Below are 19,706 nucleotides of genomic sequence, written 5' to 3'. Positions count from 1 at the left end.
GCCGTCATGGAGATCTTCCGTCCCTCGCAGCCGCCCGTCGACCGTCCGTCGGTGGCCGCCCGGCCGCCGACCGCCGTCACGCCCCGGCGCAGCCGTCCGCCCGGCCGCAGCCCCTGGGCCGTGCCGGTGGCCGTGGTGCTGGTGCTGGCCGGCGTCTTCGCCACGGGGGCGGGGCTGGGCCGCTCCGTCGGCCCGTTCGACTGGGCGCCGGCCGGCGGTGACCGGCCGGCCCGCAGCGAGACGGTCGGACTGTCAGCCAGCCGCCCGGTGCGCCTCTCGGTGCCGGCGATCAAGATCGCCGCGCCGGTGGCGCCGGTCGGGCAGGCCCGGGACGGCTCGATCGCCGTACCTCCGCTGGAGCGGCACAACGAGACCGGCTGGTACGACCGCGGGCCCACGCCCGGCGAGCCCGGCCCGGCGGTGATCGTCGGGCACGTGGACACCAAGAGCGGGCCGTCGGTCTTCTACGACCTGGGCAAGCTGCATCCCGGCGACCTCATCGAGGTGGCCCGGGCGGACCGGTCGGTGGTGGTGTTCAAGGTCGACACGGTCGAGCACTTCCCGAAGGACCAGCTGCCCGCCGAGCGGATCTACGGCCACGACGGCCCACCCGGGCTCCGGCTGATCACCTGCGGTGGCCAGTTCATCGGCGGCCGCACCGGCTACGCCGACAACGTCATCGCCTTCGCCACCCTCCAGTCCTCCCGGAAACCCTGATTCCACCCCGCCCTCCCCGGCCCGCCCCCGCCCCCGTCCCCGGCCCACCCCACCCCGTTGATCATGAAGTTACTGCTCTCGGCAAGCGCTTTCCAGGGCAATAACTTCATGATCAACCGGCCGGTGGGCGGGGAAGGGGGGAGTCGGGGGAGGGGGTCAGGGCTGGGGGACGTGGAGGGCCACCTCGAACTCCAGCAGGCTGGCGCCTGTGGAGACCGGCGGGCGGGGCTTTTCGCCCGGGGAGGCGGCGTGGGCGGCGCGGGACGGGCCGGCGGCCCATGCCTGGTACGCCTCTTCGCTCTCCCACCTGGTGTAGACGAAGTAGCGGGTCTCACCGGCCACCGGCCGGAGCAGCTCGAAGCCGAGGAAGCCGGGGGACTTCTCCACGGCGCCGGCCCGGGCGGCGAACCGCTTCTCCAACTCCGCGCCGGCACCCGGGGGGACATCGATCGCGTTGATCTTCACAACTGCCATCCACTCACCCTAACCAGGCTCAGAACGCTTCGACGACGGGTACCAGATCGGCGTCGACCACGATCGGGGCGTGGTCGGAGGGGCCCTTGCCCTTGCGGGCCTCCCGGTCCACGTACGCCGAGCGGACCGCCCGGGTGAACGGCGCCGAGGCGTACACCAGGTCGATCCGCATGCCCTTGTTCTGGTGGAACATCCCGGCGCGATAGTCCCAGTAGGTGAACGGGTGCGGCCCCTTCATGGGGGTCGGCACCACGTCGCTCAGCCCCAGATCGCGCAGCGCGGCGAGGGCCGCCCGCTCGGCCGGCGTGACGTGGGTGGAGTGGGTGAACACTGTCGGGTCCCAGACGTCGGCGTCGGTCGGGGCGACGTTGAAGTCGCCGCAGACGGCCAGCGGCAGGCCGCCGGCCAGCTCCGCGTCCAGCGCGTCGCGCAGCGCCGCGAACCAGGCAAGCTTGTACGCGTAGTGCGGGTCGTCCGGCGTCCGGCCGTTGGGCACGTACACCGACCAGACCCGCACCCCGTCGCAGGTGGCGGAGATGGCCCGGGCCTCCGGCTGGGGGAAGCCGGGCTCGCCGGCGAACCCGACCCGGACGTCGGCCAGGCCGACCCGGGACAGGATGGCCACGCCGTTCCACCGGCCGTCGCTGTGGCTGGCCACGGTGTAGCCCAGCTCGCCCACCTCGGCCACCGGAAAGGCGCCGTCCGGGCACTTGGTCTCCTGCAGGCAGACCACGTCCGGCCCGGTGCCGGCCAGCCACTCCAGCAGCCGGGGCAGCCGGGCCTTCACCGAGTTCACGTTCCAGGTTGCCAGGCGCATGGCTCCAGCCTGCCGCATCCGCCCCCGCGACGCCGGGTCAGCTCCCCGGGGTGTCGCCGGGACGGGTCTGTTCGGCAAGGAACCGTTCCAGCTCCGCGCCGAGTTCGTCGGCGGTCGGCAGTGGGCCGGCGTCCGGGGCGAGCAGGTTCTTCTCGCCGCGGCCCCGGGCGAACGCGTCGTACTGCTCCTCCAGGGCTTGGACCAGGGCGGCGGCGTCCTCGGTCTGGGCGACCTGCCGGTCGATCTCCACCCGGACCACCTCGGCGGCCGAGCGCAGTCCGTCGCCGGGCAGCAGCAGGCCCGTGCTGCGGGACACCGAGGTGAGCAGCACCTCGGCTGCGGCCGGGTACTCGGTCTGCGCCACGTAGTGCGGCACGTGGGCGGCGAAGCCGAGCGCGTCACGGCCCTGCTCGCCCAGGCGGAACTCCAGCAGGTGACCGACGCTGCCGGGCACCTGGACCCGTTGCAGCCAGGGCTCGTACCCGGCGATCAGCTCGGGTCGGGTGGCGTGCGCGGTCACCCCGGTCGGCCGGGTGTGCGGCACCGCCATCGGGATCGAGTTGAACCCCACGGTGAGCCGGACGTCCAGCCGGGCGGCGAGCCCGGCGACGGCGGCCACGAAACGCTCCCACTGCAGGTCCGGCTCGGGGCCGGTGAGCAGCAGGAACGGCGTCTCGTCGTCGTCGTGCAGCAGGTGCAGCTCGAGCTCGGGCGCGTCGACGCTCTCCCAGTGGTCCTCGACGAAGGTCATCACCGGGCGCCGCGAGCGGTAGTCGAAGAGCTGGTCCACGTCGAAGGTGGCGATCGGCCGGCTCTCCAGCGAGGTGAGCAGCTGCTCGCGGGCCAGCCGGCTGGCGTTGCCGGCGTCCACGAACCCGGTGAGGGCCTGGATCATGACCGGTTGCCCGAGGTCGGGCAGATCGTCGGTGAGCTGGTAGAGCTCGTGTGGGTCGAGCACCGGTGCGGACCTCCCTGGAATGTGCCTACGGGATGCCGACGCGACGGACGGCACCCGGTTCGGGCAACGTACCCGCCATCCTGGTGCATTCCTGCTCCGGGCGATCCGTCGCCCGGTGGATGGGCGCGACCGGACCAATCACCCGATTACGCCGCCAGGTTGGCCTTGCTGACCGATCGGCCGAGGGCGGTTCGGCCCAAAGGCCGAGTTTGTCGATCATGTCGGTGGTCGGGGCCCGATGTCCGTCCTTGTCGCGGGCCGTGCCGGCCTGCGTGCCGCGCCGGCTTCATCCGGTACGCGAGGTCCATTCCCCGGGCGGGTCGACCCGCCCCGGTCGTCCACCAGAATGGCCCCGATCTGTGGCGAGCGCCACGTGATCACCGTGCGTGATCGGTGTTGGTGCCTGCCTAGCCTCGGTTGATGCGTGACGACGGCACCCTCGACGACCCGTACGCCCCGAGCAGGCCCACTGCCGATATGGAGGATGGCACCTCAGCCGAACGGACAACCGCCGCGAGCCGGCTCCGGGCGTACGCCCGGGAGCTGACGGGTCGACGCCGGGCGCAGGTGGCGCTCGCCACCGGTGTGGTCTGCTGCCTCGGCCTGGCCGCCGCCGTGCAGATCAGCGACGAGAGCGCCGGCCCGGTGGCCCGCGATTCGCTCGCCGGGAGCTCCGAGCTGGTGCAGCGCGCCGAGCAGCAGCGTGCCTCCCGTGGCCTCGACCGGGCCGCCGTCCCGGCCACCCCCGCCGCCACCCCGTCCGCCGCCGACCCGGACACCACCCGGTCGGCGCGCAAGGCCGCCCCGGCGCGGCCGACCGACCCGGCTCCCGTCGCCGGGCTGGACGAGGACCAGATGGAGAACGCCGAGGCGATCGTCCGCACCGGCCGCAAGATGGGCGTGCCCCGCCGCGGCCTGGTGATCGCGGTGGCCACCGCGATGCAGGAGAGCAACCTGTACAACGTGGCCAGCGGCGTGCTGCCGGAGTCGCAGGACTACCCGCACCAGGGCGTCGGTTGGGACCACGACTCCGTCGGGCTGTTCCAGCAGCGCTCCAGCAGTGGCTGGGGCCCGGTGGGCCGGCTGATGGACCCCGAGTTCGCCACCCGGCAGTTCCTCAGCGCGCTGGAGCAGGTGCCCGGCTGGCAGCAGATGCGGCTCACCGACGCCGCCCAGGCGGTGCAGGTCTCCGCGTACCCCGAGCACTACCAGCAGCATGAGTGGCGGGCGAACAGGGTCGTCGACGCGATCGTGCCGGCCGGGCGGTAACCTACCGGCCACTATGGACGGTTGGGGTTGAGCCTGTCGGGTCCCGGGTACATCCGTTGCGGGTTCGGGGTACACATGACAGAGGGATCGCCGACAGGAGGACGTCATGTCACTGATGCAGCGGATCAGCATGTTCCTGAGATCACCGAAGGGGCAGCAGCTGGTCGACCGGGGTCGGCGCGAGCTGGCCAAGCCCGGCAACCAGCAGAAGCTCAAGGGCTTGGCGGCCCGGCTGTCCAACCGTCGCCGCTGACCGTTCCACCGGTCGTCCCGCCCGCCGTACCGACCCCTGGGGAGACCCGGTGACCGACACCCCGCCCGCCGGCGGCCAGCCCGCAGCGCCCACCCCCCAACCGCCCACCAACCTGCCGGTCCCGCCGGTGGACGCCCCCGAGGGTCCGCCCGCCCGGCTGTGGGACCGGATGCGCGCGGATCCGCAGTACGCCCCGGAGCACCTCGCCCTGGAGGCGGTGCGCCGGCTCGGGCCGGAGGCCGCCCAGTGGGCCGCCCGGGCCCGGGCGGATCAGCCCGGTGTCTCCGCCGACGTCCTGGCCGACCAGGCGGCCCGCAAGTTCCTCAACCTGGCCCGCCTCTCCGGGGCCGTCTCCGGCGCGGCCGGGCTGCCGGGCGCCGTGCTCGATGTCGGTGTGCTGGCCTGGACACAGGCGCGGATGGTGCTGCACATCGCCGCCGCGTACGACGTCGACCCGTTGCACACGGACCGGGCCACCGACCTGCTGGTGCTCCAGCGGGTGCACAAGGTCGCCGAGAGCGCCCGACTGGCGCTCGGGGTGGCCGCCGGCCGGGAACGCGCCGACGCGCTCTTCGGCCTGGGCGGCCAGCGTCCACTCGGTCACGTCATGCTGCGGCTCGGCGTGCGGCTGGCCCAGATGGCCGGCGTCCGGGCGGCCAAGCGGATGGTGGCCAAGATCGTGCCCGGCGCGGCGATCGTGCTCGGAACCTGGGCCAATTCGTCGGCCACCAGGGATCTCGCGGAGCGTTCCCGTGCGCTCTACCGTCCGCGTGGCGCCGCCGTGCCGGAGCCCCGTCACCCCTGACCGGCCGCTCGCGGGCGCGACTGGCCGGTCAGTCGGCCAGGCCCGAGGCGCGCCAGGTGACCTCGGCGAGCCGGCCCTGTCCGCCGGCGTTGGGGTGGAACCAGTCCAGCGGGTTCAGCAGGTCCAGGGTGAACCGGATCCTGTGCACGGCGCCGCCATCGTGCCGGCAGCGCGACCCGTACGCCCGGCAGGCGGCCACCAACTGCGCGTTGTAGGCGTCGATCCGCTCGCGGACGGCGGCCCGGCGGGCACGGTCCGCCGGTGCCGTCGAGGTCGCGTCGGCCAGCAGGGCCGGGCAGATGCCGCGCCGCCAGGCGCGCACCGCCCGCGAGTCGCCGTGCCCGACCTCCCAGAGCCGGTACAGATCGGGAATGCTCACGACCAGTACCCGGGCCTTCGGTCGGCCGGTCCGCAGCACCCGCAGGGCCCGGTCGACGTCGGCCCGGAACTGTGCCACCGGCGTCATCGCGTCGACCGCACCCCGGCAGACGTCGTTGGCCCCGATCAGCACGGTGACGTAGTCGGCGTGGTCGCGTACCGCAGCCTTGGCCTGGCCCTCCAGTGCGTCGGCGCGGGCCCCCGACCGGGCGTGGTTGTACGTCCGGCCGCGGATCGCGGAGTCCTGGTCCAGTAGCCGTCGGTAGAGGCTGCGCACCCGCAGGCCGTCCCCGGTCGACCAGGAGTTGCGCTCGCAGGAGGTGAGCACCAGGCAGGAGGCGAATCCGGTGCTGATCGAGTCGCCGAGCGCGGCGATGCCACCGGGGCCACCGGGCTGCGTGGTGCTTCTGGTCGGGCGGGGTGTCGCCGAGCCGCTGCCTTCGCAGGCCAGCGCGACCAACGCCGCGAGACAGGCCAGGGCGGCGATCCAGCGTCGAGGCATGACATCCCCCGTCTTCGCAGCACAGAGCGACAGCGCGGTAACTCTATGCGCAGGACGTGGTTTGTCGGGAAGTTGCTGTCGGGTATGCGGCAGAGTGCGGTGCGGCCGCCTCCGGAGTGCTATGAGCCTGGGCCACGGCCCGGGCGTCCGACCCCTGTCCCGCCTCCGACCGGTTAACGCTGGCGATCTGGGGTAGGTCGTCAGGTATGACGAGATCGCAGCCCCGGCGCGCCCGTGGCACGGTCGGCCACGCGTACAGCGCGCTGAACCTCCGGCTCACCCTCGCCGGCTTCGGACTGGTGATCATGGTGCTCTTCGCGGTGCTGGCGTTCTGGGCCGACCTGGCCTGGCTCGGCGTGCTCTGCGCGATCTTCGCCGTGGTCGCCGTGGTCGACCTGGTCGTGATCCAGCGCCGCCGCGCCGCCCGCCGCCGCGAGCAGCCGGGCGTCCGGCACTCACTGTTCGAGTGACAGGAGGACGAGATGCCCATCGCCACCACCAACCCGGCCACCGGACAGGTGCTCAAGACCTTCGAAGCGATGTCCAACGAGCAGCTCGACGCCGCCATCGAGCGCACCGACCTCGCGTACCAGCAACTGCGCGAGACCACCGTCGACCAGCGCGCGCGGTGGATGCACGCCGTCGCCGACCTGCTGGAGGCCGACCGGGACGAGATCTCCCGGATCATGACCCAGGAGATGGGCAAGACGTACGTCGCGGCACAGGCCGAGGTGACCAAGTGCGCCTCGGCCTGCCGGTTCTACGCCGACCAGGCACCCTCGTTCCTCGCCGACGAGCCGGCTGACGCCAAGGCGGTGACGGCGACCCGGGCGTTCATCCGCTACCAACCGATCGGTCCGGTGCTCGCGGTGATGCCGTGGAACTTCCCGCTCTGGCAGGTGATGCGCTTCGCCGCGCCGGCGCTGATGGCCGGCAACACCGGCCTGCTCAAGCACGCCTCGAACGTGCCGCAGACCGCGCTGCTGCTGGAGGACGTGTTCCGCCGGGCCGGCTTCCCGGAGGGCGCGTTCACCACCGTGCTGGTCGGCTCGGAGGCCGTCGACCGGATCCTCAGCGACCCCCGGGTACGCGCCGCCACGCTCACCGGCAGTGAGCCCGCCGGCCGCTCCATCGCCCAGATCGCCGGACGGGAGCTGAAGAAGACCGTGCTCGAGCTGGGCGGCAGTGACCCGTTCGTGGTGATGCCCTCGGCCGACATCGACCGGGCCGCCGAGGTCGCCACCACCGCCCGCTGCCAGAACAACGGCCAGTCCTGCATCGCGGCCAAGCGGTTCATCGTGCACACCGACGTCTTCGACGCCTTCGCCGAGAAGTTCGCCGCGAACATGTCCGCCCTGCGGGTCGGCGACCCCATGGACCAGGACACCGACGTGGGACCGTTGGCCAGTCAGCGCGGTCGCGACGAGGTCCACGCCCAGGTACGCGACGCGGTGGACAACGGCGCGACAGTGCTCTGCGGCGGCGAGTTGCCGGCCGGGAACGGCTGGTTCTACCCGCCGACGGTGGTCACCGACCTCACCCCGGAGATGCGGATGTGGCGCGAGGAGGTCTTCGGCCCGGTCGCCGGCCTGTTCCGCGTGTCGTCGTACGAGAAGGCGATCGAGGTGGCCAACGGCACCTCCTTCGGGCTCGGCTCGAACGCGTGGACCCGGGACGAGGCCGAGCAGGAACGCTTCGCCACCGACCTGGACGCCGGCAACGTCTTCATCAACGGCATGACCACCTCGTTTCCCGAGCTGCCGTTCGGTGGTGTGAAGAACTCCGGCTACGGCCGAGAGTTGTCAGCGCTGGGCATGCGGGAGTTCTGCAACACCAAGACGGTCTGGGTGGGCGAGGGCGCGGCCTCGGCCGGCGCCGGCGCGCACGCCGAGTAGCGGGGCGCCGAAGTTGTTAGGAAGGGTCCCTTGTACAACGCCAGGCGTTAACAGGGGGCCCTTCCTTGCGCGCATCAGTGGGTGGTGTTGTGGGTAGGAAGTGCGCCCATGACGGTGTTCGGGTTTCACGCCTCGCATGAGCAGATCCACCCTCGCGCGCTGCTGGAGGCGGTGCTGCACGCCGAACGGGCCGGCTTCGACGCCGCCATGTGCTCCGACCACTTCTCCCCGTGGAGCGCCCGGCAGGGCGAATCCGGCTTCGCCTGGTCCTGGCTGGGGTCCGCGTTGCAGGCCACCGGCATGTCGTTCGGCGTGGTCAACGCCCCCGGCCAGCGCTACCACCCGGCGATCATCGCGCAGGCGATCGGCACCCTCGGCGCGATGTACCCGGGCCGGTTCTGGGCCGCGCTGGGCACCGGTGAGGCCAGCAACGAGCACATCACCGGCGACCCGTGGCCGCGCAAGGACGTACGCGCGGCCCGGCTGCGCGAGTGCGTCGACGTGATCCGGGCGCTGCTGGCCGGCGAGGAGGTCAGCCATGACGGCCTGGTCCGCGTGGACCGCGCCCGGCTGTGGACCCGGCCCGAGCAGCCACCCGCGCTGGTCGGCGCCGCGGTCAGCGTGGCCACCGCCCGCTGGTGCGCCGAGTGGGCGGACGGTCTGATCACCGTGAACGCGCCGGTGGCGCACCTGCGCGAGATGATCGACGCCTACCGGGGCGCCGGCGGGCGCGGCCCACTGCACCTGCAGGTGCACGTCAGCTGGGCGCCGGAGCAGGCGCAGGCCGAGGCGCTCGCGTACGACCAGTGGCGCAGCAACGTCTTCGCCCCGCCGGTCTGCTGGGATCTGGAGACCGTCGAGCACTTCGACGCGGTCTCGGCCGACGTGCCGGCGGAACGGGTCGCGCAGGTGGTGAACGTCTCGGCCGACCTGGGTCGGCACGTGGGCTGGCTGGAGGAGTACGCGGACCTCGGGTTCGACCAGATCGCCCTGCACCACGTCGGGAAGGAACAGCGCGGGTTCATCGACGCGTTCGGCACCGAGGTGCTGCCGAAGCTGCGCCGGACCGGCTGATCAGGGTCCAGTAGCTGGGACCCCTAGGCTTCTGTCCCATGGAAAGCCTGTTTCCGGTCGTCGTCTTCCTGGCGATCGCCACCCTGGGCGCGGCGCTGGCCCGCCGGCTCGGTCTGCTCGCGCCGATCCTGCTGGTCGTACTCGGCCTGGCGCTCTCCTTCGTGCCGGGCTTCCCGCAGGTCCACCTCGAGCCGGAGCTGGTGCTGGTCGGCATCCTGCCGCCGCTGCTCTACGTGGCCGCGCTGGAGACCTCGGTGCCGGCGTTCAAGAACAACATCCGGCCGATCCTGCTGCTCGCCGTCGGGCTGGTGCTGTTCACCGCGTTCGTTGTCGGCCTCGTGCTGCACCTGCTGCTGCCGCAGGTGCCGTTCGCGATCTGCCTGGCCCTGGGCGCGGTGGTCGCGCCGCCGGACGCGGTGGCCGCCACCGCCGTCGCCCGGCGGGTCGGGCTGCCCCGCCGGGTGGTCACGATCCTCGAGGGGGAGAGCCTGGTCAACGACGCGACGGCGCTGGTGCTGCTCCGAATCGCGACGCTGGCGACCACCGGTCTGGCCGTCGGCAGCGCCGACGTCGCCTTCGAGGTCCTGCGCTCCGCCGGCGGCGGCATCCTGATCGGTGTGCTCGGCGCGCTGGTCTTCGGCTTCCTGCACCGCCGGATCCACGATCCGCTGCTGGACAACGCCTTGTCGTTGATCATCCCATTCGCTGTGGTGTTCGGCGCCGAGGAGGCGCACGCCTCCGGAGTCGTCGCGGTGGTGGTCACCGGACTGGTGCTCGGCCACAAGCTGCCCCGGTTGCTCTCGGCCGCCTCCCGGCTGCAGGTCGGCGCGTTCTGGCGGCTGGCCCGCTTCCTGCTGGAAGGGCTGGTCTTCCTCCTGGTCGGGCTCCAACTGCCGGACGTGCTGCGGGACCTGAACGAGCCGCTCGGCTCGCTCACCGCGATCACCCTGGCCGTGCTCGCCACGGTCTTCCTCACCCGGTTCGTCTGGGTCTTCCCCGCCACCTACCTGGCCCGGTTGGTCCCCCGGATCCGTCGCCGGGATCCGGCCCCGTCGCCGAAGTTCCCCATCGTCATCGGCTGGGCCGGGATGCGGGGCGTGGTCACGCTGGCCGCCGCGCTGGCTCTGCCGCTGACCCTGGCCGACGACAAGCCGTATCCGAGGGCGCTGTTCATCTGGCTGGCCTTCGCGGTGATCGTGGTCACCCTGGTCGGCCAGGGCGCCACGCTGCCGCTCGTCGCCCGCCGGCTGAAGCTGCCGCAGGACGACCCGGTGCAGGACGCGCTGTCGGCCGCCGGAGTGCAGCAGCAGGCCAGCCGAGCTGCCCGGGACCGCCTCGACGAGCTGGCCGACGGCGCTCCGGCGGCGGTGGTGGACCGGCTACGCCGGCTGGTGGAGGACCGCACGAACCTGGCCTGGGAGCGGCTCGGTGGCACCGAGCGGGAAACCCCGTCCCAGGCGTACGGTCGACTGCGACAAGAGATGATCGACGCCGAGCGGACAGTCTTTCGGGATGCCCGGGACGCCGGTCGGATCCCTGAGGAGGTGCTGGTGCGGGCCTATCGTGACCTGGACCTGGAGGAGTCGTTGCTGCGGCAGGAGGTCGACAAGTGAGCTGCCAGCACCTGACCGACGCCGGTGCGGTGGAGGTCGGCAACACCGAGGCGTGCCCGGACTGCGTCGCGATCGGCAACGCCGACTGGGTGCACCTGCGGGCCTGCCTGGCCTGCGGGCACGTCGGCTGCTGCGACTCGTCGCCGTACCAGCACGCGACGAAGCACTTCGAGTCCAGCGGGCACCCGGTGATCCGCTCGGTGCAGCCCGGCGAGACCTGGCGCTGGTGCTACGTGGACGAGGAGATCGGCTGATCGTCGGCCGGGCGACGGGGCGGGCCGGCGCGAGTCGCCAGGGCACGTCGGGTCAGCGGTGGCACTGCCAGGCCGGTGACGGCGAGCAGCCCGGCCAGGACCAGCCAGCCGATCGGGCCGCCGTCGAGGATCAGCCAGGTCAGCAGCGCCGGTCCCGCCGCGCGGGTCAGGCCGGCGAGCAGAGCGTCCACCCCCTGGTAGGCGCCGATGGCGTCCGGGGCGGCGAGGTCGTACGCCAATGCCGCCCCGGCGCCGGCATGCCACAGGTCGCCCAGGGTGTAGATCACGGTCGCGCCCAGCAGCAGGCCCACCGCCGCCGCGGTGGGCACGGCGCCGCTCGCGGCCCAGAGCAGCATCCCGGCCGCGAGCACCAGCCCGGCACGGCGCATCGTCGTCGCCGCCGGTAGCGCGTGCCGGGCACCCCGGCTCAGCCGTACCGCGAGCAGCACGGTGAGCAGTGTGTTGACAAGCAGCACGGCGGACACCGTCACCGGTGGCGCGTCGGTGCGGGTCACCACCCACAGCGGAAGTACCAGCGTCAGCGCCAACCAGTGCAGCGAGAGCACGGCGGAGGCCCCGGCGACGGCGAGGAACGGCCCGTCCCGCAGCGCAAGGCCGGGTCCCGGCCGGAGAGGCCGCCGGGCCGGCGGATACGACGGAAGCCGCATGATCAGCGCCGCGGACACCAGGTAGGTCGCGACGTTGCCGAGCACCAGCGACCGGTACGCCCACCCGGTGTCCGCCACCAGCGCGAACGCGGCCAGCCCGGCGCCGAGCGCCACGCCCAGATTGGCCACCGCGCGCAGGGTGGCGAAGGCGTGCACCCGCCCTTCCGGGCCGCCGACCGCGGCGACCAACGCGGCGCGGACCGCCAGGTTGCCGGAGACCAGCAGCGCGTCCAGTGCGGCCACCAGCAGGAAGACCGGGAACGAGCCGACCAGCAGGTACGCCGTGGCGACGACCGCCTGCGCCAGTTGCAGGACGGCCCGGAGGGTCCGTGGGTCATGACGATCAGCCAGCGCGCCGAGCGGCACGCTGGCGGTGAGCCCGGCCAGGCCGGCGAGGGTGAGACCCAGCCCCACCTCGGTCGGGCTCAGCCCGACGGCGCGGGTGAGGTAGAGCGCCGCGCCGGCCACCCACAGCCCGGTGCCGACCGTGTTGGCGAGGGTGGCCAGCGACAGGGTGCGCAGCCGACCGGGCGGCGGCAGCGGCGACAACGCCCGCCAGTGCCCGCGAATACTCGCCTCGATGCGCACGCCTCGACCCTAGGATCGACGCATGCGCATCGACGCCCCTCGCGGTGCGGCGCTCGTCACAGCCCAGCTCTGAAGCGTTCGTCGGGTGTCTGCCCTCCCCGGGCTGCGTGTGCCGCGTCGGCTCGGCGGTCCGCGCACTGGACGAGGCGTTCGGTGGCGAGGCAGGAGACGAGGCAGCGCTCCTTGGCGTTGCCGCTCAGCTGTGCGGTCCAATCGGTGAGGCCGCCGTCGCCGACCTCCACGCTGCCGCCCTGGAGGGTGATCCGGATGGCACAACCCGTGTAGTAACCGCGGCCCCGTTCGCGCTCCGGCTCGTCCACCAGCGGCACAGTGCTCCCGTCGAGTGCCGGGCGGACGGTGTCGGTCAGCCGCTCCCGGACCGCCTGGTCGTCGAAGACCGTGACGTGCAGCCGGGGCGCGGCCGTAGCCGCCAGTTCGGCGAGGACCGTCCGCCAATAGGTGAGGTGCCGGATCAGCAGCCGGGCCTGTGTGACGCCCGAGCCGGCGTCGGGGGCGCTGGACACCAGGGCGAAGAGCCGGAAGTGCGCGGACGTGCCGGGACCGAAGTCCTGCGCCCGCAGGACCCGATGGGCAGCGGCGAGGTGCACCTCGTCACTCCGGCGGCGGCGCACGGCGGCTTCGATGGCGAGGGCGTTGGTGGGGTCGCTCAGCACCTCGCTGGCGCGCATGGTGGTGACGATCCTGTTCTGGCTGACCGGTGCGACCACCGAGCAGGTGCCAACCGGCACGACCGGCGACAACTCCACTCCCGAGACGTCGGCCGGCAGCAGTTGCCACATGCGTGCCTCGACCTGAGCGAGCGCTCGTGGGTCAGCGCCGGCCGGGCGGACGAAGCGGTCCTCGCGCCAGCGACGAATCACATCGGGCGGGCGTGCGGTGGCGGCGCGGTCGCGGGACACGGTCAGCAGCATGGTCCGCAGGTCCGCGGCGGGTAGGCCGGCCAGCGCCGTCCTGGTGCCCGCTGGCATCGCCGCCCACACGCGACGCTCCGCGTCGGTCAGGTCGCCGCCATCCATGGCCATCACCATGGCCCCTGCGGCGGGTCGGGTCCACCGGATTTCGCGAGCTCTGCGAGCCGTTCAGGTCATCAGCTCGACAGCGCCCTTCGGGCGGCGGCACCGGCGATGACGACCGTCAGCCCTGGCGAACCCTCGCCTCGGTGCGCACGCTTCGACACTGGGATCGAAGCGTGCGCACCGCTCGTCTCGAAGGAGAGGGGGTGCGGGATCAGGTGACCGAGCAGGCCGCTCCGTTGACCGTGATCAGGCCCGGGTTGGGGTTCGCGCCGCCGGTGGTCGTCGCGTTGAAGCCGAACGTCACAGTGCCGCCGGGCCCGATCCGGGCGTTGTGCGACTCGTTGCGCGCGGTCACCGTCGCACCGGCCTGGGTCACCTTCGCCAGCCACGCCTCGCGCACCCGCTGGTCGCCGGTGAACGCGAACCGCACGGTCCAGCCGTTGACTGTGGTGGTGCCGGTGTTGCGGACGGTCAGCTGTGCGGTGAACCCGGTGCCGCCGTGCCAGGCGCCGTAGTTGGTGTAGCGCACCGCGCAGGTGCTGGCCGGCACCGCGCCGGCGTCACCCTGGTCGGCCAGGAACGAGGCGATCCAGGCCAGCGCCGAGTTCCAGTTGATCGCCACCTCGTTTGTCGCGTACGAGTTGATGTCGTCGACGTAGCAGAACATCGGCTTGCAGCCGGCGAGCAGTTGCGCCGCGAACGGGTCCTGGAGGGCGGCGTTCGCGCCACCGGCGAGGGAGCCGGCGGGCGGGTGCGGCAGGTTCGGGTCGAGCTGGTGGCCGAAGATCCGGCTGTGTTGGTTCTCCGCCGCGTGCTCGCCCCACCCGGTGACGTACGAGATGTTCAGCGCGTTGCGCCCGAGCACGTAGTCCATCGCCTGCACTGCGCCGTCGCGGTAGGTGGCGTCGCGGGTCAGGTCGAACGCGGTGGCCAGCACTACGGCGTTGTTGATGATGTTGCTGTTGGCGCCCCAGAAGTAGCTGCTCTCGTCCCCGGGCATCGGCAGCCCGTACGCCTGGCGGCGCAGTTCGGCGAGGTACGCGTCGGCGGCGGCGGTGACCGAGGCGCGGATCCGGGTCAGCTCGGCGGCGGGCAGCCCGTTCGGCACTGTGGCCAGGTCCAGGCGGCCGAGCGCGGCGGTGCCCTGCCAGCCGAATCCCTGCGGGGCGAACACGTCGCCGGTGTGGTGCGGCGACGCGGTCAGGTCGGTCAGGTAGGCCTGCGCGCCGGTGGTCAGGTACAGCTCGGCCGCGGCCCAGTAGAACTCGTCGGTGACGTTTGTGTCGTCGTACGCGCCGCCGCCGGTGCTGTCGCTGGGGCTGGCGTACACCGCCGGGTGTGCCTTGGCGGCGGCGTAGGCGGTCGTCGCGGCGGTGCCGCAGCGGGCCGCGAACGCCGCGTCGTAGGGCGCGTAGAGCCGTGCGCACTGCGCGGCGGTGGCGGCCAGGTTGAGCGTGGCCGCGGTGGACGGCGGGTGCAGCTCGCGCGGTTGTGGGTCGTCGTGCGGGGCGAGCGGCAGCCCGGTCCAGTTCCGGTCGTGGATCTTGTGGTGGGCCATTCCGGCGAGCGGCTTGCCGGCCGGCACCTGCATGCGCAGCAGGAACTCCAGCTCCCAGCGGGCCTCGTCGAGGATGTCCGGCACGCCGTTGGCGCGCTCGGGGACCCGCAGCGTGCCGTCGGCGAGGCCGGCGCCGCCGGCCGCGGTGACCGCCGTCCTGGTCCGCTCGAAGGTGTTCAGCAGTTGGTAGGTGGCGATACCGCCGTTGACCACGTACTTGCCGTGGTCGCCCGCGTCGTACCAGCCGCCGCGCACGTCCAGGGAGTAGTCGCAGACGCCCGGCTGGCAGGGCACGTTGGTGTCGCCCTGGTTGGGCGCGACCCCGAGGTGGCCGGCGGGCCGGGTGTACTCGTCGCCGATCAGGTGGCCGTCGATGGCGATGCCGCTGCGCTGGGCGTAGAAGAACTGGAGCGAGTCGGCGCGCAGCCGGTCGTAGAGGGTGCCCGAGATGTCGAACGGGTGGCTGGTCTCGCCGTCCACGGTGAGCGTGAGCCCGGTGCCGGGTGTGCGGTAGCCGGAGAAGTCAGCCGTGTGCACGTTCTGCCCGGAGGCGGCGTCCACGCCGCGCGCGGTGGTGGTGCCGCTGGCCAGGACCGCGCCGGCGGCCGAGCGCAGTTGCCAGGGCAGTGGCTCGGTGGCCTCGGTCACCACTGTGGCATTCTTCGGCCCGCCGGGCAGGTAGCCGACCTGGTTGACCCGCACCCGCGGCCCGGTGTCCGGCTCGTACGGCTCGGGCGGCTCACCGCCGCGTAGCGAGACGTCGTCCAGGCAGACGGTCTGCGTCTCGGTGGCGCCGCCGACCTGGAAGATCAGCTGGGCGCCGGGGTTGTCGTCCGGGACGGTGAAGGTCTGCTCGACCCGCTGGGCGGTGCCCGTGGCGGTGGCGTCGACGGCGGCGTACGTGGTGTACGGGGCGCTGCCGAGTTGGAGGACGGCCTTGACCGCGGCGCCGGGGGTGGCGGACACGGTGAAGCCGAGGGTGTATTCGGCGCCGGCGATCAGCGGCACGCCGTCCTGGCCGATGCCGGCGTCCCATGGGTTGGCCAGTCCTCCCGGGACGGTGGTGCAGAGCCGGCCGTCGGTCACCGCGAGCGCGCCGGTGCCGTAGGAGAACCAGGGGCTCACACCGGCGCTGAAGTCGCCGTTGTCGATCTGTTCGGGGGCGTCCGGTGGCGGGTCGGCGGAGGCCGCGCCGGCGCCCGCGCCGGTGAGGGCCAGGGTGGTCGCCGCGGCCAGTAGGAGGCGGCGTCGGGATGGCGTCACGGGGAGTCCTTCCGGGACGGGATGCGGGACGGTGGTGGCGGGAACCTGGGAGCGCTCCCAAGTATCGGCTCGATGTTTCCAGCGTCGGTGCGTCGTGTCAATTGATCTGACTGGATGGGTTGTGGCGTTCGACGAGGGCGGGCGGCCGGCCGGGGCGCCACGCCGCGCCGGGGCGGACACGTGAGATTGGCCGCGCCACGCGCCGTCGTCCTGATCTCCTAGAGACAACTGCGCCCTTCGCCTGGCAGGCTGCCTCCCATGACCCTGAAGCTACGTTCCGTGGGAACGAGCGACCGTGGGCTGATCCGCAGTGGAAACCAGGACGCCCTGCACGCCGGGACCTGGCTCGTCGCCGTCGCCGACGGCATGGGCGGGATGGCGGCCGGCGACCTGGCCAGCGCGCTCACCATCGACGCGGTCGCTCCTCTGGACGTGGAGACCCCCGAGGACGCCCTGGTGGCCGCGCTCCAGGGTGGCATCGCGCTGGCCACCACCCGGATCCGGCAGGCGGTCGCCGAGGACCCGGAGCGCCAGGGCATGGGCACCACGCTGACCGCCCTGCTCTTCGCCCGCACCGGCAGCTGCCTCGCCCTTGCGCACGTCGGTGACTCGCGGGCCTACCTCCTCCGCGAGGGAGTGCTCAAACAGGTGACCCGGGACGACACGTTCGTCCAGATGCTGGTGGACCAGGGCGTGATCACCGCGGACCAGGCCAGCAGCCACCCGCGCCGGGCGGTGGTCACCCAGGCGCTGCAGGGCGACGATGTCTCCCCGTCGTACGCGACGATGGTGCCCCGGGTCGGCGACCGGTGGCTGCTGTGCAGCGACGGGCTCTCCAACGTGGTCCGCTCGGACACCCTCGCCGAGGTGCTCACCGGCTACCCGGACCGGGCCGCCTGCGCCGGCAAGCTGATCGACCTGGCACTGCACGCCGGCGGGCCGGACAACGTCACAGTCGTGGTGGCCGACGTGGTGGAGGAGTAACCAGCCTCAGCGCCGGCGCGGTGTGGCGCGCCGGGTGGGCGTCGCGGTCGTCGGGTCCTCGGGCCACGGGTGTCGGGGATAGCGCCCGCGCAGCTCGCCGCGGACCTGCGGGTAGCCGGTGCGCCAGAACGACGGCAGGTCGGCGGTGACCGCCACCGGCCGGCCGGCGGGGGAGAGCAGGTGCAGCAGCACGGGCACCCGGCCGCCGCCGATGCGCGGGGCCACCGGCCAGCCGAACGTCTCCTGCAGCTTCACTGCCAGCACCGGCGCCGCCGGGTCGCTGTAGTCGACCCGGATCCGGGAACCGCTCGGCACGGCGATGCGCTCCGGGGCCAGCTCGTCAAGCTGGGCGGCCTGCGCCCACGGCAACAGCCGGCGCAGCGCCGAGGCCACGTCCACCCGGGCCAGGTCGGCGCGGCGCCGGGCGGCGGAGAGCTCCGGGCCCAGCCAGGTCGGCGCGGCGGCGAGCAGCGCCTCGTCGCTGACGTCCGGCCACGGTGCGCCGAGGTGGTGCCGGGTGAACGCCAGCCGCTCGCGCAGCGCCCGGGCCGCCGGCGACCAGGACAGCAGCGCCAGCCCGTCCTGACGCAGGCCGGTGAGCAGGGCCGCCGCCACGTCCGACCGGTCCGGACGATCCAGCCGGCGCTCGGAGAGCAGGATCGCCCCGAGCCGGGTCACCTCCCGGGCCACCACGTCCCCCTCGGACCAGCCGACCTCCCGGCGGGTGGACAGCAGCGGGCCGGCCGCCTCCCGGGCCGTCGCCTCGTCCAGCGGCGTCGCCCGGCGGATCCGCGCCGACGGCGCGCCGGGGGTCCGGTCCGCCACGGCCACCGCCAGCCAGTCCGATCCGGTCAGCCCCGACCCCGCCGCAAGCTCCGCGGCGGTCCCACCGGTCATCAGGTACGCCGAACCGCCCGGCCGCCGGGCCCTCGCCAACCGCTCCGGGTACGCCAATCCGACCAGCAGCCCGGCGGCCAGGTCGTCGGTGAGCCCACCGGAGCCGGCGCGCCCGCTGGCTTCCGGACCGCCCGTCCGGCCGGCCGCACCGGCGGCGGCGCTGCCCTGCGCGGGGGAGTTCGCGGGCAGGGCACCTCGCAGCCGGCGCACCTCGGCCCGCCAGCGGGCGGTCGCGCCCGCGTCCACCCCGGCGCGCAGCCGACGCCAGCCGGCGACCAGATCGTCGCCCGGGCCGGCCGCGCTCTCCTCCGCGAGCAGGGCCACGACCTCGGCCGCCCGGTCGGCGCCGATCCGACCGGCGCCGTCGAGCAGCGCCCGGGCCAACCGTGGGTGCGCCCCGGCGGCGGCGATGGCTCGCCCCCGCCCGGTGATCCGGCCGTCCGCGTCGACCGCGCCCAGGGTGGCCAGCGTGTCCCGGGCCACCGCCATCGCCGCCGGCGGCGGCGCGTCGGGCAGTGCGAGCCCGACGCCGTCCGGCCGCCCCCAGGCGGCCAACTCCAGCGCGAAGCCGGTCAGGTCGGCGGTGGCGATCTCCGGCTCCGGCCGGGCGGGCAGCCGTTCGTGGGTCGCCGCGGACCAGCAGCGGTAGACGGCCCCGGGGGCCTCTCGTCCGGCCCGGCCGGCCCGCTGGGTGGCGGCGGCCCGGGAGACCGGCACGGTGATCAACGCACCGAGCCCACGGGCCAGGTCGGTGCGGGGCACCCGGGACAGCCCGGCGTCCACCACCACCCGCACGCCCGGCACGGTCAGGCTGGTCTCGGCCAGCGCGGTGGCCAGCACCACCCGGCGTCGATCAGCCGGGCGCAGGGCCGCGTCCTGCTCGCTGCCGCGCTGTCGGCCGTGCAGCGGCAGCAGCGCGACGGTGTCCCGCAGGTCGGCCAGCCGGCCGGCGACGGCCGCGATCTCGCCGGCCCCGGGCAGAAAGACCAGCACGTCGCCGTCGCGTTCGCGCAGCGCCCGCCGGACGGTTGCCGCCACATGGTCGAGCAGGGCTCGGTCCACCGGCCCGCCCCCGGGCGGGGCGATCGGCCGTGCCGGCGGCGCCCAGATCCGCTGCACCGGGTGCAGCGGCGACTCGGCCCGGACGACCGGGGCCGGATCGGCTCCGCCGAGCAGCGCGGCGAACCGGTCCGTGTCCGGCGTGGCGGACATCGCCAGCAACCACAAGTCCGGCCGGAGGGTGGCCCGTGCCTCCACCGCGAAGGCCAGCGCGAGGTCGGCGTCGAGTTGCCGCTCGTGGCACTCGTCGAGCAGCACAGCGCCCGTGCCGGGCAGCTCCGGGTCGTGGTGCAGCCGGCGGACCAGCAGGCCGGTGGTGACCACCTCCACCCGGGTGGCACGGCTGACCTGGCGCTCGCCGCGTACCGCGTAGCCGACCCGGTCGCCCACCCGCTCGCCGAGCAGCTCGGCCATCCGCCGGGCGGCGGCGCGCGCGGCCACCCGGCGGGGTTGCGCGATCACGACCCGCCCGCTGACCCGGTCGGCCACGGCCAACGGCGCGAGGGTCGTCTTACCGGTGCCCGGCGGGGCCACCAGGACACCGGCGCCGGCCGCGTCGAGCGCCGCGACCAGCGCCGGCAGCACCGGGCGTACCGGCAGGTCCAGGGTTACGTCGGAGAGCACGGCCCAGTCTCGCACCGGC

The 19,706-nt window shown here is 73.6% G+C and carries 18 protein-coding genes; 10 read left to right on the top strand and 8 right to left on the bottom strand.

What is annotated here, in order from left to right:
• Positions 1-6 precede the first annotated feature (6 nt).
• A complete protein-coding gene (locus GA0070607_RS02810) occupies positions 7-717 on the top strand; it encodes a class F sortase (RefSeq protein ID WP_089016758.1) in 711 nt (236 codons plus the stop codon).
• A gap of 156 nt (positions 718-873) precedes the next feature.
• Here GA0070607_RS02810 and GA0070607_RS02805 read toward each other — a convergent pair whose 3' ends face one another.
• Genes GA0070607_RS02805 through GA0070607_RS02795 form a run of 3 tightly spaced genes read right to left on the bottom strand, consistent with a single transcriptional unit; the run spans position 874 to position 2,966 of the window.
• Positions 874-1,191, bottom strand: coding sequence for an antibiotic biosynthesis monooxygenase family protein (locus tag GA0070607_RS02805; RefSeq protein WP_089016757.1), 318 nt, complete (start codon positions 1,189-1,191; stop codon positions 874-876).
• Between the two features lie 19 nt (positions 1,192-1,210).
• The gene (locus tag GA0070607_RS02800) at positions 1,211-2,008 is read right to left on the bottom strand and encodes an exodeoxyribonuclease III (RefSeq protein ID WP_089016756.1); all 798 of its coding nucleotides are present in this window, start codon (positions 2,006-2,008) and stop codon (positions 1,211-1,213) included.
• Between the two features lie 37 nt (positions 2,009-2,045).
• Positions 2,046-2,966, bottom strand: coding sequence for a proteasome assembly chaperone family protein (locus GA0070607_RS02795; RefSeq protein ID WP_089016755.1), 921 nt, complete (start codon positions 2,964-2,966; stop codon positions 2,046-2,048).
• Positions 2,967-3,386: 420 nt separating this feature from the next.
• Here GA0070607_RS02795 and GA0070607_RS02790 point away from each other — a divergent pair, with 420 nt between their 5' ends.
• The 3 genes from GA0070607_RS02790 (at position 3,387) to GA0070607_RS02785 (ending at position 5,293) form a co-directional block, all read left to right on the top strand.
• Positions 3,387-4,235: a peptidase M23 gene (locus GA0070607_RS02790; protein ID WP_089016754.1), complete on the top strand. Its 849-nt coding sequence runs from the start codon at positions 3,387-3,389 to the stop codon at positions 4,233-4,235.
• 106 nt (positions 4,236-4,341) lie between these two features.
• Positions 4,342-4,488, top strand: coding sequence for a hypothetical protein (locus GA0070607_RS32700; RefSeq protein ID WP_167627088.1), 147 nt, complete (start codon positions 4,342-4,344; stop codon positions 4,486-4,488).
• A 49-nt stretch (positions 4,489-4,537) separates the two neighbouring features.
• Entirely contained in the window at positions 4,538-5,293 is a 756-nt protein-coding gene (locus tag GA0070607_RS02785) for an EcsC family protein (RefSeq protein ID WP_089016753.1), read from the top strand.
• A gap of 28 nt (positions 5,294-5,321) precedes the next feature.
• On the opposite strand, the gene GA0070607_RS02780 is transcribed toward GA0070607_RS02785, so the two are convergent.
• On the bottom strand, positions 5,322-6,173 hold the full coding sequence (locus GA0070607_RS02780; RefSeq protein WP_089016752.1) for a GDSL-type esterase/lipase family protein: 852 nt from the start codon (positions 6,171-6,173) through the stop codon (positions 5,322-5,324).
• A gap of 206 nt (positions 6,174-6,379) precedes the next feature.
• On the opposite strand from GA0070607_RS02780, the gene GA0070607_RS02775 reads away from it, so the two are divergent.
• From GA0070607_RS02775 to GA0070607_RS02755, 5 genes are all read left to right on the top strand, one after another.
• Positions 6,380-6,643: a DUF6343 family protein gene (locus GA0070607_RS02775; protein ID WP_089016751.1), complete on the top strand. Its 264-nt coding sequence runs from the start codon at positions 6,380-6,382 to the stop codon at positions 6,641-6,643.
• Between the two features lie 12 nt (positions 6,644-6,655).
• Positions 6,656-8,068 (top strand): NADP-dependent succinic semialdehyde dehydrogenase, encoded by a 1,413-nt coding sequence (locus GA0070607_RS02770; protein ID WP_089016750.1) that lies wholly within the window; start codon positions 6,656-6,658, stop codon positions 8,066-8,068.
• Between the two features lie 108 nt (positions 8,069-8,176).
• Positions 8,177-9,142, top strand: a complete 966-nt coding sequence (locus tag GA0070607_RS02765; protein ID WP_089016749.1) for a TIGR03885 family FMN-dependent LLM class oxidoreductase — start codon at positions 8,177-8,179, stop codon at positions 9,140-9,142.
• A 38-nt stretch (positions 9,143-9,180) separates the two neighbouring features.
• Positions 9,181-10,755, top strand: a complete 1,575-nt coding sequence (locus GA0070607_RS02760; protein WP_089016748.1) for a Na+/H+ antiporter — start codon at positions 9,181-9,183, stop codon at positions 10,753-10,755.
• A complete protein-coding gene (locus tag GA0070607_RS02755; RefSeq protein ID WP_089016747.1) occupies positions 10,752-11,009 on the top strand; it encodes a UBP-type zinc finger domain-containing protein in 258 nt (85 codons plus the stop codon). The genes GA0070607_RS02760 and GA0070607_RS02755 overlap by 4 nt, the downstream gene beginning before the upstream one ends.
• On the opposite strand, the gene GA0070607_RS02750 is transcribed toward GA0070607_RS02755, so the two are convergent.
• The 3 genes from GA0070607_RS02750 to GA0070607_RS02740 all read right to left on the bottom strand — a co-directional run bounded on the left by GA0070607_RS02750 (position 10,985) and on the right by GA0070607_RS02740 (position 16,123).
• Entirely contained in the window at positions 10,985-12,265 is a 1,281-nt protein-coding gene (locus tag GA0070607_RS02750) for an MFS transporter (RefSeq protein WP_231930767.1), read from the bottom strand. The two genes, GA0070607_RS02755 and GA0070607_RS02750, sit on opposite strands and share 25 nt — an antisense overlap.
• Positions 12,266-12,321: 56 nt before the next feature.
• A complete protein-coding gene (locus GA0070607_RS02745) occupies positions 12,322-13,302 on the bottom strand; it encodes a hypothetical protein (protein WP_197701230.1) in 981 nt (326 codons plus the stop codon).
• A 211-nt stretch (positions 13,303-13,513) separates the two neighbouring features.
• On the bottom strand, positions 13,514-16,123 hold the full coding sequence (locus tag GA0070607_RS02740) for a glycoside hydrolase family 9 protein (RefSeq protein WP_089016746.1): 2,610 nt from the start codon (positions 16,121-16,123) through the stop codon (positions 13,514-13,516).
• Positions 16,124-16,381: 258 nt separating this feature from the next.
• On the opposite strand from GA0070607_RS02740, the gene GA0070607_RS02735 reads away from it, so the two are divergent.
• A complete protein-coding gene (locus tag GA0070607_RS02735; protein ID WP_089016745.1) occupies positions 16,382-17,107 on the top strand; it encodes a PP2C family protein-serine/threonine phosphatase in 726 nt (241 codons plus the stop codon).
• A 6-nt stretch (positions 17,108-17,113) separates the two neighbouring features.
• Here GA0070607_RS02735 and hrpB read toward each other — a convergent pair whose 3' ends face one another.
• The gene (hrpB, locus tag GA0070607_RS02730) at positions 17,114-19,687 is read right to left on the bottom strand and encodes an ATP-dependent helicase HrpB (RefSeq protein ID WP_089021611.1); all 2,574 of its coding nucleotides are present in this window, start codon (positions 19,685-19,687) and stop codon (positions 17,114-17,116) included.
• Positions 19,688-19,706: the final 19 nt, after the last annotated feature.

The sequence above is a fragment of the Micromonospora coriariae genome (assembly GCF_900091455.1).
GTDB classification, from domain to species: Bacteria; Actinomycetota; Actinomycetes; order Mycobacteriales; family Micromonosporaceae; genus Micromonospora; species Micromonospora coriariae.
Note: the sequence above shows the minus strand (reverse complement) of the source record. Positions and strands in the feature narration are given on the sequence as shown.